Raw genomic sequence first — 16,528 nt, forward strand, 5'->3', positions numbered from 1 at the left:
ACAAAAATCGACAGACGAAAAAAAGCCGCGGTTTTCAAACCGCGGCCTTGAAGTCCTGCCACTCTCATCCGACGCGCACCGCTCCCTCAAACGGCGCGCGCGGAAACCCCGTGTTTTTTCCTTTTTCCTGCTGATCAATGCGCCGCAGCGTTCAGGCCTGCGAATCCGCCGAAGCATCGCCGGCGTCGGCTTGCTGCGTACCGTCTTCGGCAGGCTTTTCGTCCTCTTTCTTTTCGACCAGATTTTCGAGAGCCCCGGCGCCCTCGAAACCGGCGACCGCTGCGGCCGCCTTTGTCAGAAAACCGGCGTTCGGATCGACCTTCTCCGTTGCTTCGACGGCCGCCACTGCGCCGGCGATTTCACCTACCTTGTCCAGAATGCCCATTTGACCCCTCCGGTTCGTCCCAGTTGACGCGTGAGGCACATCGCGCCCGACGCGCATACCCATCCCTGCATTTTTGCCTGTCGAGGCGCCGCCTTCAATGGATACCATCGCCGACGCACCACACTCCCATCGCCCGCACCGCAGCGCTTGGAAGCCAGGCGCGAGCGTTGATGCATTGTCGACTCGCGCGGCAGGCTCAGCAATCATAAATCGCCAAATCTGACAATGGTTAACGATTCAATACTCGCAACTTTATTGCGATGCATCAAAGACTTACCTATACTGAACTCGTCTCCTCCATGTCTCCTTAGACGTGGTTCAAGCCCGCCTCGAAGCGGGCTTTTTTCTTTTGCGCGACAGCTCATCACCGCGCAGCACCGCTTCCTGCCTTGATTGCGCACCGCCCCGCCGGCCCGCGCACTGGCATAATCCGGGTTCCTTTTTCGATCCCTGCCAGGCCGTTGCAATGAACCTCCATACCTGGTGGCTGTTCCTCGCCACTGTCTTTGTCGTCTGCGCCATCCCCGGTCCCAATATGCTGCTCATCATGTCGCACGGCGCGCAGTACGGCCTGCGCCGCACCAGCGCGACCATGGGCGGCTGCCTGTCCGCGCTCGTGCTGATGCTGGCCGTTTCCGCCGCCGGTCTGGGCGTGTTTTTGCAGGCCTGGCCGACGATGTTCAACGTACTGCGCTTTGTCGGCGCGGGCTATCTCGTGTATCTGGGCATCAAGGCGTGGAGCGCGCCCGTCGAGGCCAGCACCGCCAGCGACGACGGCACGCAGGCACTCGCCACCCGCCCGGCGCGCTCCGCGGCCACGCTGTTTCGCAACGGCTTCCTGGTGGCGAGCAGCAACCCGAAGGCGATCCTGTTCGCCGCCGCGTTGCTGCCGCAGTTCATCGACGCGAGCCGCCCGACGCTGCCGCAATTCGGCGTGCTGGTCGCGACTTTCGCGGTCTGTGAAGTGAGTTGGTATCTGGTCTACGCGAGCTTTGGCACGCGTATCGGCTCGACGCTGAAGAGCCAGCGCGTGGCGAAGGTGTTCAATCGCGTGACGGGCGGCGTGTTTGTGGGCTTTGGCGCGATGATGGCGCTGATGCGGCAGTAATCAAGACGCGGTTTGAAGAGGTGCTGCGCTGCCACCTCGCCAACGATTGACTCACGGTCGATATGACCCATTTGAGGGCCGGCCGCCTTGTTGCAGGCCACGCGATCAGCGCCTCTGGCACTTCTATGGCTGTGCGTTCTGCCGTTCGGACGCGGCCGCAGCGGCCTGAGCAACATCAGACGCACCAGTAACGGCAGACGCGGGCTGGGCCTGGCCTACAGTGGTCTGGACCGTCAGTTGTTCGGCCGCGAGACTCCGGATCTCCTGGGAGCAGTCATCCGACGGAACGACACGGGCTCGAGCCAATAGCGTTTGAAGTCCGCCAATCTTTCGCTGATCTTCAGCCAACACAGATTGGCACTGGGCCTGCACCTGTTCCAACCCCTCGTGATCCAGAATCGATTGGAGATGCTGGGCCATCCGCCCGCGGTCTTCCACATCGGGCGTCTGCTGACCGAGAACGCGTAGACTCTCCAGGACCGCTGGTTGGCACGCGCCAGTGTAGTTCAACACCTGATCGCAGACTTGAGGCAGAACCCACGTGGGAGCGTGTCGCGTCTGGGCGGCCCACTGTTCCTGAACGCTCGGCGCCGGTTGAACATGGTGGACCTCTCGTGGTGCCCATGGACCGTGGTGCAGCGGGTGTTTTTGAATTCGCACACGATGCGTATATCTGCGCCCCCCTGGATGGGCCATCGCCACTCGCGTGTGTTGCGTACGTTCCTCGTGTTTCGCTCGCCCGACGTGCTGTAAGTGCTCGGGCCTCCGGTGTTCGTGGGACCACGCTACGGCCATCGGATGAGGGGCTTGATGGACATGGTGGCCCCTGGCGTTATGGGCTTCGGCGCCGCGATTGACCTTGGTCTCCTTGCTCGCATGGGCGACCTGGGCTACCAACGAGCACCCCAGGAACATCACCATTGCGTTAATTCCCGTTCTTTTCTTGCTGCAATCCACTCCCCGCCCTCTCATTGCTTCGGCACAGTCGTCTGTTAACGGCAATATACGACCGGCCTTTAATCTTTATTCATTTCGAGGGGATATCCCTTCCGCGATCGATACGATTCGCGTTCCATAGGTTGGCACGCGCATAGGCGATTGCACTGCGCGAAATCACATCCCGGCAGCGTTGCGAAAGTTCGATCAGGTGAGAATCGCCGGCTGCAGGTGCAATCAGATAGGCGCCTGGCCCGTCGGTTTACCGTAAGGGATGCAGCGATCCAGAGCAGTTGAATCGGAAGGCGGGAAAACGCTCAACGTGCCGCGCCGCGGCGGTTCATATGTTCGTCGAGAATCGCGTCGGCGATTGCACGCGAACGCGCGCTCGAACGGGCGTCAAGCATCGCAATGGCAATCGACGCGCCGAAGATCAGCAGGCTGAAAGTGATCACGATGCCAGCCAGCCAGGGCACCGGCATATTGCGCAGATCGGACACCGAGTAACTACCCGCCTCGAAATGCGCAGCCGCCATGCCGCAGTAATGCATCCCGCACACCGCCACGCCCATCACCACTGCCGAGCTGATCTGGCGCGTGCGCCGCATTGCGCTGCGACGGCGCAGATCGAATGCCAGCAGCAATGCCGCCCCACTGGCAACAATCGCGATGATGACGGACAGCACCACTAACCAGGTCTGGTAGTGAATGGCGGGACAGATATCCATCGCCCACATGCCCAGATAGTGCATGCTGGCCACGCCGAGCCCCATCGCAACGGCGGCGCCCGCCAGCAGCGGCCAGCGCAGCTCATAACGGCACAGCGGCAGAAAACCGATTGCGGACGCAACGATCGCAATCAGGAGCGAAAGCAGCGTCATAGGAATGTTGTAGCCGACCGCAATCGGCAAATGAAACGCGAGCATCGCGATGAAATGCATCGACCAGATGCCGAGTCCCATGATGCAGCCGCCAAACGCGATCCACGGCAGAAGGGGGCGCTTGCCAATCACGTCCAGGCGATCGGATATATCCAATGCCGTAAATGACGCGAAGATCGCAAGCAGACAGGAAAGCACGACAAGCGAGGGATCGTAGTAGCCGGTCATTTTCGTTCAACTCGTGTGAACTGCGTGTGGCGAGGCTTGGCCAGGACGCGATAGACAACTTCCCCGGGCGCCCCTTTTCCTCTTAGGAATGCCGTCGAGTATACATAGAATTGCTTGCGCGCAATAGCAAGGCAGACCCCAATCTGCTGTCGACGACAAGATGAAAATCAGTATGAATGACCGGTGTATCAGGGGTATTTCGGAAATATTTAGATCTATCTATGCGACTCGCATTGATTATCTGCAAGTCGCATTCAGTCGATGCTTAGTTAATCAACAGGTTGTAGGTGTAGAACACGTCGTCGCGCTGCCAGCCGAGCGATTCGTATAACGCCTGCGCGTTGAAATTGTCTTTCGCGGTGGTAAGGTCCATGCGCACTTTACCGTCGCACTTTGCGCGCGCCGCGGCCGATTCCAGCAGGCGCTTCGCAATGCCGTTGCGTCGATGTTCCGGTGCCACGTACAAGTCGTACAGCACGTAAATGGGTGCTGCGGCCACGGAGCAGAACGAGGGATACAACTGGCAGAAACCGGCGAGGCTGCCCTCGCCTCCCGGCGCGACCAAAATCGCCGAATCGCCGCCTCGCACGCGCGCTTCAATAAAACGACTGGCGAGTTCGAGATCCGCGGGCTGCGCATAAAAGACGCGATAGTCATTGAAGAGCCGTGCCAATTCGGCAAGATCGCATGCTTCGTAGGGTCTGATTTGCATGGAGTGTAAGTGCGCCAGCACAATCGCGTAAATGAAGATGCGCGACTATAAGGCAGCGGCGTCCATGCGCAGAAGAGCCACGACGTTGGCCGTTGCTGGAGCCAGCGAATATCGTGAGCGTGTCACGACACCAGGCACGGCTTTGCCACCGCAGCCGCCTCGTTCAGGATATTCGCGAGGTCAAGGGTAATCCGCTCGATCGGCGTATCGGGGCCAAAAACCTTTATCACGCCGCAGGCGAACATCGCGCCGCAATGCGCTTCGGGCACGATGCCGCCCAGCACCACCGGTGCGTGGCAATCCCGCGCCCTCAATGCGCCGATCAACGCAGGCACAAGTGTCGCGTGCGCCCCCGCGAGCGTAGAAACGCCCACGATATCCGGCTCGAACGCGCAAGTCCAGCCGGCCGCCTCGTTGGGCGCTGCGAATAACGGCCCCAGGCCGACGTCGAAACCTGCGTCGCCAAGCGCTGCCGTCACCACCCGCGCGCCACGGTCGTGGCCATCCTGACCGAGCTTCACGAGCGCCATGCGCGGCTTGCGCCCATGCACTGCGCGCCATCGCGAAACAGCGTCACACGCGGCCTGCCACGTCGCATCGCCGTTACGCGCACCGGCATAGACGTGCGCCTCGCACCTGAGCCCTGCGTGCCAGCGCGGCCACTCGCGCTCCAGTGCTGCCGTGCATTCGCCGATGGTGGCGCGCGCACCCATCGCTTCGATGGTCGCCGCGAGCAGATTGCCCTCGCCCGTGCGCGCACAGTGCATCAAGGCATCGAGCGCGGTCTGCACGCGTCGAGCATCGCGTGTCGATTTCAGTTGCCGCAAACGTTCGCACTGCCTGGCTCGCACTCCAGGACCGTCGATCTCAAGCCCTGCGTGCGGTGCAGTATTGGTCTCGCGATAGCGATTCACGCCCACCACCACGCGCTCGCCTGAATCGATCTGCGCCTGCGTGTGCAGCGCGCCGCGATGCAGGCGCGCCTGCACCCAACCCGTTTCGATAGCGGCGATCACACCGCCTTGCGCCGCGATTTCCTCCAGCGTGTTCTTTACCGCATCGACGGTACGAGCAGTCAGCGACTCGATCGCATACGAGCCGCCCCACGGATCGACCACGTCGCACAGGCCCATTTCGTGCTGCAAGATCAACTGGGTGTCGCGCGCGAGCGTGGCGGCCGCTTCACCCGGCAGCGAGAGCGCTTCGTCCCAGGCGTTCGTATGCAGCGACTGGGTGCCGCCGAACACTGCCGCCATCGCCTCCACCGTGGTGCGCACGATATTGCCGTGCGCGCCCTGCGCATGCAGGCTAGAGCCCGCCGTCTGGCAATGCATGCGCAGTTGCATCGCCCGCACCGACGCTACGCCAGGCGAGCGAGTGAATTCGGCGCACAATTCGGCCCACAGCACGCGCGCGGCGCGCAGCTTCGCGATCTCGCCGAAGAAGTCCGGCCCCACGGCGAAAAAGAAACTCAACTGCTCGCACACGCGCTCGGCATCTGCGCCCTCTTCGACCAGACGCTGCACATAGGCGCGCGCGTTGGCAAACGTGAGCGCGAGTTCGAGCACGGCATCGGCGCCCGCTTCGTGCAGGTGATAACCCGAAACCGACATGGCGTTAAAACGCGGCATATGCGCGAGCAGGTAATGCACCACATCGGTCGCGATACGCAACGAAGGCTTGGGCGCGAAGATATACGCGTTGCGCGCCATGAACTCCTTGAGGATGTCGTTCTGGATCGTGCCGCGCAACTGCGCGGCGTCGTAGCCCGCTTCCTGCGCAGCAACAATGAATGCTGCAAGCACGGGCAACACCGCGCCGCTCATCGTCATCGACACGGAGACGTCGTGCAGCGGCACGCCGTCGAGCAGCCGTTTCATATCCTCGACCGAGTCGATCGCCACGCCCGCCATGCCGACATCGGCGGCCGCGTGCTCATGATCCGAATCGTAGCCACGATGCGTGGGCAGATCGAACGCGATGGACAAGCCCTGCGCGCCGCGTTCAATTGCCCGCCGATAAGCGAGATTCGACGCGGTCGCATCGGCATAGCCCGCGTACTGGCGAATGGTCCACGGGCGCTGCGTGTACATCGTCGCGTGAATGCCGCGCTGGAACGGGTAGTCGCCGGGACGCGCATCGAGCCACGGCACATCGGGCAGATCGGCTTGCGTATAGAGCGCCTGACGCGGCACTGCACTGGCTTCACTCATGCGACCACCGTTTATGTGTGACGATATCGGCAATGCGCACGCCGTCTGCGGCGCGCGAAATAGCGCACCAGTGTGAAAGGCCGTCATGCCCCGCATAGCGGGCGCCAAACGAAAGCGTGAGCCGGTCGCCGACATTCGCGTTGCCATAAAAGGCCATGTCACGCTCGACGAGCGTGGGCGGCGCCGAATGTGGCGCGGAGCGCCAATGCCACTCGGCGCGCTCGACCATCGACTGGAAGCTCGCAAAATACAGCAGATGCGCACCGTTGAAATCGAGCGACGGACACGGCAGATAATCGACCACATGCTCTGTGGCATGCGTCGCGCGGTCGAGTCGACCGTGTTGCGTCCAGTCGCCCGAGCGCAACTGCTTTGCCAATGCGATCAACGCCTGCGCGGCAGCCGGTGTTGTGGGCGAACTCGCACCAGCAAACATCGCTTTGCATACCGAACGGTTATCGCCCGCCTGTTCTCGTCGCACGAAAGTGGACAGCATGTCGACATTCGCCACCGCGCTTTCCGTCGTGAACACACGAAACTGCCCGAAATGCCGCGCACCGGCCACACGTTTCACATCGGCTTCAATCGCAAAGCGCTGATTCTCGCCCACGTCATCGAGCCGCGCTTCGCGCACGCGTATCGCCGTGAAAGCCGCATACGATTTGCGGCCTTCGTCGTCGTAGAAGTCCGGGGCGCCCTGCTGCGCCTGCACGGCCAGAGCGTTCCAGTGCAACTGCCCGCAGGTGCGCAAAAGCCACTGTTCGGACAGCCCCGCAAATGCAAGTTCCGGCATGCCCGCAACGTAATGCGTGCGCGTTTGCGCGGGCGCACGCTCGCTGTCACGCCGCGCGCGCATCGAGCCTCGCGCTTGAGCAGATGCAGTCGGCCAGATACGCGGCGTCGCGCGCGACGCCCGAAAAGCGTCCCGATCCCCACGTATGTAGCCACGGCAGGCCCAGAAAATAGAGCCCTTGCTGTGCCGTAACGCCGCGAGTGTGTCCCGGATAGCCGCGCCCATTGAAGATCGGCAGATCGATCCAGCTAAAGTCGGGCCGAAAGCCGATGCACCAGACAATGCTGCCGATGCCGCTCGCTTCCAGGTCGAGTGAAGTGCGTTCCTGCTGCGGCGTCCACAGGGCGCGATACGGTTCGCCCGCCGGCGCGTCAATGCCGTTTTGCGCGATGAAGCGATCGATCGAGGTGTTAATGCGGTTGTATGTGTCGTCTGCGCTATCCAGATTGGCGCTCAAATTGGGCTTGAAATGCAGCGCGCCATCGACGAAGTCTTCCAGCGCGCCATAGAGTTGCATGCCTTCGCTCGCGAATTTACGCAGGTCGATATCGCGTCCGCCATCGCGGCCAGTGACGTAATGATTGGTGTTGTCACGCACGCCCTCACGCAACGGATGCTCTTCAACAGGCATGTCGTAATACTTCATATCCGCGAGCCAATCAACCACATCGCGACCACGATAAAAGCGCGCGCAGCGCGGCGCTTCGCCCACCGCCAGCACGACATCGCGCCCGCATAGATGCAGGTCTTCGGCGATCTGCGCGCCCGACTGACCGGAGCCCACCACCAGCACCGCTCCCTTTGGCAAGGCGGCCGCATTGCGATATTCGGACGACTGCATCTGCACGATCGAGGCAGGCAAACGCTCAGCCATACGCGGCACGATGGGCGTGTGATAACCGCCCGACGCCACCACCACCTGATCGGCACTCAAAGGGCCAGCGCTCGTCTGCACCAGAAAGCCGCCATTGGGCCGCGTGGCGACGCGCGTCACGCTCACGCCTTCACGCACGGGCGCATCGACATGACGCACGAAGCCATCGAGCCACGCGACGATCTCGTCCTTTTTCATGAAGCCATGCGGATCGTCGCCGCGATACGGATAACCCGGCAGCGCGCATTGCCAGTTCGGCGTGACGAGCGAGAACGCGTCCCAGCGCTGCTCGCGCCACGTATGCGTCACGCTGCGCTTTTCGAGCACAACGTGGTCGATGCCGCGCTGCTTGAGGTAATAGCTCATCGACAGCCCGGCCTGGCCGCCGCCGATGACCGCCACGCTGAAATGCTCTTCGGAACCCGGCGGGTTGGCCGTGAGTGTCTGGGTGGACATGCGATTCTCCTGTTGACTTCAATCCTGATGGGTTTCAATCGACGCTCACGACGGTCACTTCAGCCGCCGGTTGAAAACGGTATGGCTCGGCGGCGCGCTCGATCGACGCCCACTGATCAAGCGCCGATGAACAGGCATAGCCGAATTTCTGGCGCACGCGCTCGGATGCCGCTTCGAGCGCCGCGTGCGCGTTGGCGAGAAACAGGTCGAGCGGGTAAGCGCCTGGGCGCAGATACTCGCGCACGACCGTGGATGGGGAATAGCAGCGCTCTTCGTGGCCATCGGGCCAACGCACCACGAAATGAGTAACAGGCATGGTTTTGCTCCGCGTGTGGCGTCTAGTTTGCAGATTGAGGCATGGCCGGATGCTCGAACGCGCGCGTGGCGCGCCGGTCGGCTGGCACGATGAACGGCTGCGCGTCGAGGCGCCACACGCAGCGTTTCTGGCCGTCCAGTTGCAAATCGATGGTGGGTTCCGCATGAATCTCGCCGATGGCGGCGCAAGCAATCTCGCGCGCTTCGAAACGTGCGATCACCGTATCGACATGTTCGTCGCGCACGCTCAGCAGATAGCCGAAGCTCGGGAAAATCTCGAGCCAGCGCACAAGCGGCACGCCCTCTGGCTTGGGCAAGCGATCCAGGTCGATACACACACCCACGCGCGAACACTCCGCGAGCATCATCGCTGTACCGGCGATGCCCGCCATGCTGATGTCTTTTGCAGCAGCGCACAGTCCGCTTTCGGCAAGTTCGGCCAACAATGCCAGATCGCCGCGCAGGCGCTGCGCGGGGGCCTCGGTCGCCGCGTTCCAGTACGGATATGGCTCCACGAACGCGCCGCGCAGATCCACGGCCATCAGCAGCTTTTCGCCGGGGCGCGCAGCGAAGCTCGAAAGTAATTGCTTCGCATGACCAAGTATTGCCACCGCGAGTTGCGTGCGTTCGCTGCGCGCGTTGCTATGACCACCCACGATCGGCACGCCCAACTGGCGCGACGCCGCCGCCATGCCTTCCAGCACCGGCGCGGCAGGCTCTACGCCATCGCTCCAGATCACATCGACCACGGCGATTGGGCGGCCGCCCATCGCGCACACGTCGCTCACATTCACCAGAACCGAGCAATAACCCGCGAACCACGGCATCGCTTCGATCAAATCGCTCACCATGCCTTCAGCGGCGAAGAGCAGATAGCCATCGCCGTCCGGTATGACGGCGCAGTCGTCGCCCGCCGCCATCATCGCGGAATCTGCGCCGCCCGCATCCAGCGCCGCGAGCATCGGCGCGATATCAGACTTATGCGCGACGCCGCGGCCTGCCTGCAACTTCGCGACGATTTCATCGAGCGTCATGCCGCCCTCCGTTGTTCGACGACGAAACCATCGAATGGCGTGGCGCACGGCGGATAGTGCGCAAGGTCGGCTTCCATGATGTGATGGGCACGGCCAAAGAACATCGCCTCCTCGACCGTACGCCAATGCAGGCGACGAAACAGTGGCGCATTCTGCGCCTGCACATGCGCGCGAAACGTATCGCAACCAAACGCGTGCGCGCTACTCACTGCAAGCTGGATCAAGCTCGCGCCAATCCGGCCATGACGTCGATGCAACGCGCTCACGGCTAGTCGCGAGCCGTACCACGTCGCCTCGGTCGAATGGTCGCGATGAATACGCACGGTGCCAACGACCTCCCGCGCCTCGCTGTGCGGATCAAGCACGGCCACCAGCAGTTGAGCGTGCGCGTCGATCTCGTCGCGATCATCGTATTCAAATACGCCCTGCTCCTCGCAGAACACCGCGCGACGAATCGCGAAAGCCGCCTCGCGCTCCCAGTCGTAACGCGCCCAACGTACCACGACGCCACCGGCATCGATTGCAGTCATGCCGCCACCTTTTCGAATGAGGATAACGACGAGCACGCGCCGCATTTTCCGCAACCCGCCTTGATATCCGATGCGCGCAACCCAGCCTCGCGCACCATCGCGCCAAGCGGCGCGAGAATCGAGCGCATGAATTCCGGCGTGGGCGGCGCGTGATCTTCGAGCGGCGTGCCGGAGATCGGCACGAATGGCACGACGAAGGGATAGACGCCGATCGCCAGCAATTGCCGCGCGACGTCGAGCACGCGCTGCGGCGGGTCGCCCAAACCGGCCAGGATATATGTGCTGACCTGGCCGCGCCCGAACACTTCCACAGCGGCCGCAAACGCACTCATGTAGCGGCTCACCGGCACCGTCGCCTTGCCCGGCATGATGCGCGCGCGCTCGGCCTCGCCCAGCACTTCCAGATGCATACCGAGCGTGTCGATGCCCGCTTCGCGCATGCGCGCAAACCACGCATCGTCGTCAGGCGGCTCGCATTGCGCCTGAATCGGCAGATTCACGGCGCGTCTGATCGCACGCGCGCTATCGCACAGAACAGCCGCGCCGCGATCGGGCGTGGGCGGCGTACCTGTGGTCAGCACCATATGCTTCACGCCGTCGAGCAGCACGGCCGCGCGCGCCACCTCGGCCAGTTGTTCTGGTGTCTTGTGCGCGACGGTGCGCCCAGCCGCAAGCGACTGGCCAATCGCGCAGAATTTGCAGGCCTTCCTGCGGCTCTCGTAGCGGATGCAGGTCTGCAGCACCGTGGTGGCGAGCACATCGGTGCCGTGCAGCGTCGCGATATGCGAATACGGCACGCCGTCGAGCGTCTGCAGCTTGTAAAAGCGCGGCTGTTTCGCAAAAGCGATCTGCGCGATGGGGATGCTTGCGCGCGTGAGCACGCTCAGGCCATTCGCATCAGGTGCGTTCGCAACGAATTCGGATGCGTGCGCGCCGTGCGTATGCACCGGCACCATCAGCGTGACGCCGTCGATCACAACCGCCTTGTGATCGGACGGCCCCGCGCCGCCACGCCGCGACAGGCCCCCGGAATCCGGCGTGGCGAGACGCAAACCGCTCGACTGCAGCTCAGTCAAGAGTTGCAGGCTCGATTCCGGCAGATTGACGCTGGCATTCATCGTGGAAGCTCCATGAAGCGGTGACGGGCGTGTCGTCGAAAGAGAAAACCGGCGTGGCAGGCCGTTCGTTGATCGCGAGACTTAGCAACTCGGGCCGCGCGTAGTGGCCGACCGAATCCATCATCCGTTTGCGTTTGGTGATAAGCGCCATGTCGAGATCGGCGATCACCATGCCCTCGCCTTCGCGCAGCGGCGCGGCCAGATGCTGCCCTTCGGGCGAGACGATGGCGGCGTTACAGCCGCCGCGCAGCGCTTTTTGCAGCTTCGGATCACTGGTGACAGATTCGATCTGGGCGTCGCTCAGCCATCCCGTTGCGTTCACAACAAAACAGCCTGACTCCAGCGCGTGATGGCGGATCGTCACTTCGATCTGCTCGGCGAAGATCGGCCCGACGAGCGAGCCCGGGAACTGGCTGCAATGAATCTCTTCGTGCTGCGTCATCAGCGCGTAGCGCGCGAGCGGGTTGTAGTGCTCCCAGCAGGCGAGCGCGCCCAAGCGACCCACGGCTGTATCGGCAACCTTCAGCCCCGCCGCATCGCCCTGCCCCCAGATCATGCGTTCATGAAACGTGGGCGTGAGCTTGCGGCGCTTGACCTTGATCTGGCCATCCGCATCGAAGATCAACTGGGTGTTATAGAGACTGCCGTGATCGCGCTCGTTGACGCCCAGCACGATCACCATGCCGTGCTCGCGCGCGAGCGCACCGACGGTTTGCGTAACCGGCCCGGGTATCGTCACTGCCTCCTCATACAGGCGCAGATGCTCGGCGCCCGACTGCACCGGCGGCAGCACGAACGAAAAGTACGGGTAGTACGGCAGGAACGTTTCGGGAAACACGGCCAGTTGCACGCCTTCGCGCGCGGCACTGACTATGGCGTCGCAAACACGGGCGAGCGTGCCCGCACACGATGCGAGATCCGGCGCGATCTGCACGGCGGCTGCGCGCACAACGCGCCTGGAAGATAGAGTCGACATGGCGATACCCGCGCGAAATCAAACGGTCCAGGTGTCGATCACGAGCGCGTTCGACTTGCGATGCAGCAGTTTCAGGTCGAGCACGTCGAGCGGATTGATCGCGCGAACGCCTTCGATCAGCGCGCTTTCGGTCTGACCGTAGAGCGCCTGCAACGCGAAGCGGCAGGCGTAGACCTTGCCGCCTTCGGCCATGAATTTCATCAGTTGATTGTTGAAATTCAGATGCCCCGGAAACGCTTCGGCGCCCAGCGTCGGAAAGCCGCGCTGCACGCCCAGCATGACGCCCGGGCCGTAGAGCAGAATCGACGTTTCGAAGCCCTTGCGCTGCAGCCGCGTGGCCTGAAGCATATTGACGAAGCCGATGGAGCCTTCGAAAGCGACCGTATGAAACGTGACGAGCGCTTTTTCGCCGGCTTCGGCCTTGACGTCCTCGAACACCTTTTCTTCGTAATCGACGAGAAAGTCGCCGGTCTTGTGCAGGGGTGTGGTGATGGCGGGCATTGCGTGACTCCGTTCATGGGTTGAGGACTTTGACCGACCGGTGGCCGGCGTCTGTCTTTTCGCAACGGTCGTACCATCGAGCGGTACGCGTCATGCAATCAATCCGCAATCAATGCGGCGTGTCGCGAATGATCCCGATGATTATTTTTTGTGCAGCCTGGGCACGACGGGCATGCGGGCCGTCTCTGACGATCTGCGCAAATTCGCGCGCGCCCCGGCGCTGGGCAAGATGCATTCAATCGCGGTGCACGCATGCATCATTTCGGATCATTCAATGCAATCTCATGCGATCAATTGATTTATTTTTCGGCGCGCATTCTCACTAGAATGAATGCGTCCATGTCGAAATCGCTCGCGCGCACGCCTTATGTCGAACGTCACTGCTCACTGGCTCAAACGGCTCGCCGAAAGCGACAAACCCGTTTATCAGACCATTCCCGATCTCATCGAAGAAGACATGGCGAGCGGCCGTCTGCGACCACGCGACCGGCTGCCCGCGCTGCGCGATCTGTCCGACGCGCTCAAGATCAACTACACGACGCTGGCGCGCGGCTACGCCGAAGCCCGCAAGCGCGGCTTGATCGACTCGCGCGCGGGCAGCGGGTCGTATGTGCGCGGACGCCCGCCCGCAGTGCCGTTGCGAGCGGGCACGGCGCTGGAAATGACCATGAACATGCCGCCCGAGCCGCCCGAGATGGCGGCGCTGCTCGCGGAATCGGCGGCGCAGATCATTGGCGCGGCTGATCCGTGGTCGATGTTGCGTTATCAGGATTTCGGCGGCTCGCAGTTCGAGCGCAGCATGGCGAGCCAGTGGCTGCGCCACACGCTGCCGTCTCATCGCGCGGATGCGCTGCTGGTTTGCCCCGGCATTCATAACGCGCTCGTGGCATTGCTGCTGCGGCTGGTAAAGCCCGGTGAAGCTATCTGCACCGATTGCCTCGCGTATCCGGGCTTGAAAGTAATCGCCAATCAATTGGGGATGCCGCTCGCGCCATTGCCGCGCGATGACGAAGGGCTCAGCGCCACAGCATTCGAAGCTCTCTGCAAGACGCGCAAGCCCGGCGTGCTCTATTGCAATCCGACGCTACAGAATCCGACCACGCGCACGCTCTCGCAGAATCGCCGCGAGCATATTGCCGATATCGCACTACGCTACAGCGTGCCCATCATCGAAGACGACGCCTACGGCATGCTGTGCGAAGCGCCGCCCGTTGCGCTCGCCACCCTCGCGCCCGAACTCACTTACTACGTGACAGGCATGTCCAAATGCTTCGGCGCGGGCTTGCGGGTGGCCTTTGTCGTCGCGCCGGGCGCACGTCACGCCGAGCGGCTTTCCGGCGCGCTGCGCGCGACCACCGTGATGGCCAGTCCGTACATGTCCCATCTCGCGGCGCGCTGGATCGAAAACGGCGTCGCGCAGCGCATGCTGGAGACCATCCGCAACGAGTGCGCGGTACGCCAGCACATTGCGGCGCAGGTGTTCGCTTCGCGCGAAATCGAAACGTCGAAGGAGTGCTTCCATTTATGGCTTACGGTGCCGCCTGAAACGGGCTGGAGCGCATCGGAGCTGGCTTCCCATCTGCGTACCAAACAGATTGGCGTGGTCTCCGGCGCGGCCTTCAGCACCGACGGCAATCCGCCCAACGCTGTGCGGATCTGCCTGGGCGGCCCGGGCGACGCCATCGAAATGGAAGAATCGCTGCATCTGGTGGCGGATATGCTCGATCATCCGGATCATCTGCATTCGCCGATGCTGTGAAGGACTGTCGGCTGCATTTCCCTACAGAATCGCAGGGCTTATTCTTTCATTCATGAAAGCGTTTATGATAATCAGGAAGCCGAAATCATTTGCACCGGTACGGAGACGCGATGCAGTTTTCGATGACCCGCCTGATTCTTTACGTCTACGACGTAGATCTGCTGCGTTCTTTTTATCAGAAACACTTTGAATTAGGCGTCACGGCGAAACTGAATGCCGAGGGCGTGCCGATGCGCTTCGATGGCTTCCCCTGGCTGATGTGCGATGGGTGTGACCCGGAGGGCAACATTTTCCAGCTTTGCCAGCCGGATTGAGTGCCCAATCGATCGGAGTGTCGAACAGATCATCGAACCGCTCGCACTCGATCTTGCGCTTTGCTATCAGGTGAAAGCGACTTCTTCAAGGAAGGTCGCAAAGTAGTCGTCGTCCAGCCATCCAGAAAGATGCTTTGACGCCTCAATGCGCTGGATTTCTTTCTCCCCTTTGTCGGTCACGGTGGCAATCTGCAGTGGCGGGAGATACTTCGTGCTGGGGGGCGGCTTCTGGCTGACGATCTGGATAAGGCCTAGCGTGCGCATCGACGTGAAAATGGCCGGTCGCTTGTGCCACGGTATTTGTCGATACTGGGCAAGTCGGAGAGCTTCAAGTACAGCACCATTGTTGAATTCCATAAGCATCCCTCTGGTGGTCGGCTGAAACGTCCTGCTAGCGCATTGCCCTCACCCTAGCACATGTAACGGCTTTCTACGATGACAGAAACTACGAACTTGCCACCTCCAGCAGCGAATAGCTCCAAAGTTCTTACCCTGCATCGGTTAGACCGCCATCAGCACAAACATTGCCGCGACCGCTACGCCCATCACGCCCGTGGCCAGCCACCCGACGATCCTGACACTGCCCGAGATAATCAACTCCCCCATGACCCCGGGATGCACGGCCATCTTCATCACCAGCACCATGATGGGCACCGACGTCACGCCGTTGATGACGGCACTCCAGAAAAGCGCCTTAATGGGGTCAATAGGCGTAAATCCCAGCGCCAATCCAACCACGGTCGCCAGCACGATGATGCCGTAAAACCGTTTCGCAAGACGCGGCTCCAGCTCCAGGCTGTTTTTCCATTGGAACGCGCCAGCCATTGCATAAGCAGCCGAACCGGCAAGAACCGGCAATGCGAGCAGCCCGGTGCCGATAATGCCAAGACTAAAAAGCAGGAATGCGAACTGTCCGGCGATCGGCTTAAGCGCCGTCGCGGCCTGTGCTGAGGTCTGGATATCCGTGACGTTGTGCGCATGGAGCGTTGCGGCAGTGGTCAGGATGATGAAGAAGGCGATCAGGTTGGAGAAACCCATGCCGAGCCAGGTATCGGCCCCAATCCGTCTAAGGTTCGTCAATACCAGCCACGGCGCCTGCTTCAAGGCATGTTGCTCATCGGCGGCTTCCAGTTCCTCGACCTCCTGGGAGGCCTGCCAGAAGAACAGATAAGGGCTGATAGTCGTACCGAAGACGGCGACAATCGTCGTCACATAGGCCGCCTTCCATGTCGGATGTGGGAATACGGTACGGGCCGCCACGGTCAGCCAAGGAATCTTTACTGCGAATATGATGCCCACATACGCAAACAGTGCAAGCGTGAGCCATTTGAGCACCTTGACGTAGCGCCGGTAGGGCACAAAAACCTGCAAAACAAGGGAAAGCGCTGCGAGTAT

18 protein-coding genes are annotated in these 16,528 nt (G+C 61.8%); 4 read left to right on the top strand and 14 right to left on the bottom strand.

Features of this window, described 5'->3' with window-relative positions; translation table 11 throughout:
* Positions 1 to 151: 151 nt before the first annotated feature.
* Complete coding sequence (locus VG320_RS20160; protein WP_327201836.1) at positions 152 to 385, bottom strand: hypothetical protein; 234 nt, start codon at positions 383 to 385, stop codon at positions 152 to 154.
* 466 nt (positions 386 to 851) lie between these two features.
* On the opposite strand from VG320_RS20160, the gene VG320_RS20165 reads away from it, so the two are divergent.
* Together VG320_RS20165 and VG320_RS20170 are read left to right on the top strand one after the other, a co-directional pair.
* A complete protein-coding gene (locus VG320_RS20165) occupies positions 852 to 1,493 on the top strand; it encodes a LysE family translocator (RefSeq protein ID WP_327201837.1) in 642 nt (213 codons plus the stop codon).
* Positions 1,494 to 1,805: 312 nt separating this feature from the next.
* The gene (locus VG320_RS20170; protein ID WP_327201838.1) at positions 1,806 to 1,961 is read left to right on the top strand and encodes a hypothetical protein; all 156 of its coding nucleotides are present in this window, start codon (positions 1,806 to 1,808) and stop codon (positions 1,959 to 1,961) included.
* Between the two features lie 785 nt (positions 1,962 to 2,746).
* Here the strand turns inward: VG320_RS20170 and VG320_RS20175 are convergent.
* From VG320_RS20175 to VG320_RS20225, 11 genes are all read right to left on the bottom strand, one after another.
* Positions 2,747 to 3,538 (bottom strand): MHYT domain-containing protein, encoded by a 792-nt coding sequence (locus VG320_RS20175; RefSeq protein ID WP_327201839.1) that lies wholly within the window; start codon positions 3,536 to 3,538, stop codon positions 2,747 to 2,749.
* Between the two features lie 265 nt (positions 3,539 to 3,803).
* Positions 3,804 to 4,250 (bottom strand): GNAT family N-acetyltransferase, encoded by a 447-nt coding sequence (locus VG320_RS20180; protein ID WP_327201840.1) that lies wholly within the window; start codon positions 4,248 to 4,250, stop codon positions 3,804 to 3,806.
* A gap of 122 nt (positions 4,251 to 4,372) precedes the next feature.
* Positions 4,373 to 6,463, bottom strand: coding sequence for a methylmalonyl-CoA mutase (scpA, locus tag VG320_RS20185; protein WP_327201841.1), 2,091 nt, complete (start codon positions 6,461 to 6,463; stop codon positions 4,373 to 4,375).
* A complete protein-coding gene (locus VG320_RS20190; RefSeq protein ID WP_327201842.1) occupies positions 6,456 to 7,319 on the bottom strand; it encodes a Pnap_2097 family protein in 864 nt (287 codons plus the stop codon). The genes scpA and VG320_RS20190 overlap by 8 nt, the downstream gene beginning before the upstream one ends.
* Positions 7,303 to 8,586: an MSMEG_0569 family flavin-dependent oxidoreductase gene (locus tag VG320_RS20195; RefSeq protein ID WP_327201843.1), complete on the bottom strand. Its 1,284-nt coding sequence runs from the start codon at positions 8,584 to 8,586 to the stop codon at positions 7,303 to 7,305. Before VG320_RS20195 ends, VG320_RS20190 begins: the two co-directional genes overlap by 17 nt.
* Before the next feature lie 34 nt (positions 8,587 to 8,620).
* Positions 8,621 to 8,902, bottom strand: a complete 282-nt coding sequence (locus VG320_RS20200; protein ID WP_327201844.1) for an MSMEG_0570 family nitrogen starvation response protein — start codon at positions 8,900 to 8,902, stop codon at positions 8,621 to 8,623.
* Positions 8,903 to 8,924: 22 nt separating this feature from the next.
* A complete protein-coding gene (locus tag VG320_RS20205) occupies positions 8,925 to 9,935 on the bottom strand; it encodes a sll0787 family AIR synthase-like protein (protein ID WP_327201845.1) in 1,011 nt (336 codons plus the stop codon).
* Positions 9,932 to 10,465 carry an MSMEG_0567/Sll0786 family nitrogen starvation N-acetyltransferase gene (locus tag VG320_RS20210; protein ID WP_327201846.1) on the bottom strand — a complete coding sequence of 178 codons (534 nt, stop codon included), beginning with the start codon at positions 10,463 to 10,465 and terminating at the stop codon, positions 9,932 to 9,934. Before VG320_RS20210 ends, VG320_RS20205 begins: the two co-directional genes overlap by 4 nt.
* Entirely contained in the window at positions 10,462 to 11,583 is a 1,122-nt protein-coding gene (locus tag VG320_RS20215) for an MSMEG_0568 family radical SAM protein (protein WP_327201847.1), read from the bottom strand. Before VG320_RS20215 ends, VG320_RS20210 begins: the two co-directional genes overlap by 4 nt.
* Positions 11,534 to 12,559 carry a Nit6803 family nitrilase gene (locus tag VG320_RS20220; RefSeq protein WP_327201848.1) on the bottom strand — a complete coding sequence of 342 codons (1,026 nt, stop codon included), beginning with the start codon at positions 12,557 to 12,559 and terminating at the stop codon, positions 11,534 to 11,536. The genes VG320_RS20215 and VG320_RS20220 overlap by 50 nt, the downstream gene beginning before the upstream one ends.
* Positions 12,560 to 12,577: 18 nt before the next feature.
* Positions 12,578 to 13,060, bottom strand: a complete 483-nt coding sequence (locus VG320_RS20225; RefSeq protein ID WP_327201849.1) for an MSMEG_0572/Sll0783 family nitrogen starvation response protein — start codon at positions 13,058 to 13,060, stop codon at positions 12,578 to 12,580.
* Between the two features lie 367 nt (positions 13,061 to 13,427).
* On the opposite strand from VG320_RS20225, the gene VG320_RS20230 reads away from it, so the two are divergent.
* Positions 13,428 to 14,819, top strand: coding sequence for a PLP-dependent aminotransferase family protein (locus tag VG320_RS20230; protein ID WP_327201850.1), 1,392 nt, complete (start codon positions 13,428 to 13,430; stop codon positions 14,817 to 14,819).
* Positions 14,820 to 14,929: 110 nt separating this feature from the next.
* Positions 14,930 to 15,133, top strand: a complete 204-nt coding sequence (locus VG320_RS20235; protein ID WP_327201851.1) for a hypothetical protein — start codon at positions 14,930 to 14,932, stop codon at positions 15,131 to 15,133.
* Between the two features lie 66 nt (positions 15,134 to 15,199).
* Here the strand turns inward: VG320_RS20235 and VG320_RS20240 are convergent, their stop codons facing one another.
* Both VG320_RS20240 and VG320_RS20245 read right to left on the bottom strand, forming a co-directional pair.
* Positions 15,200 to 15,490, bottom strand: coding sequence for a hypothetical protein (locus VG320_RS20240; protein WP_327201852.1), 291 nt, complete (start codon positions 15,488 to 15,490; stop codon positions 15,200 to 15,202).
* Between the two features lie 144 nt (positions 15,491 to 15,634).
* On the bottom strand, positions 15,635 to 16,528 hold an 894-nt coding region (locus VG320_RS20245), incomplete at its 5' end, for an NRAMP family divalent metal transporter (protein WP_327201853.1).

The sequence above is a fragment of the Paraburkholderia sp. genome, from assembly GCF_035948235.1.
GTDB lineage: Bacteria > Pseudomonadota > Gammaproteobacteria > Burkholderiales > Burkholderiaceae > Paraburkholderia.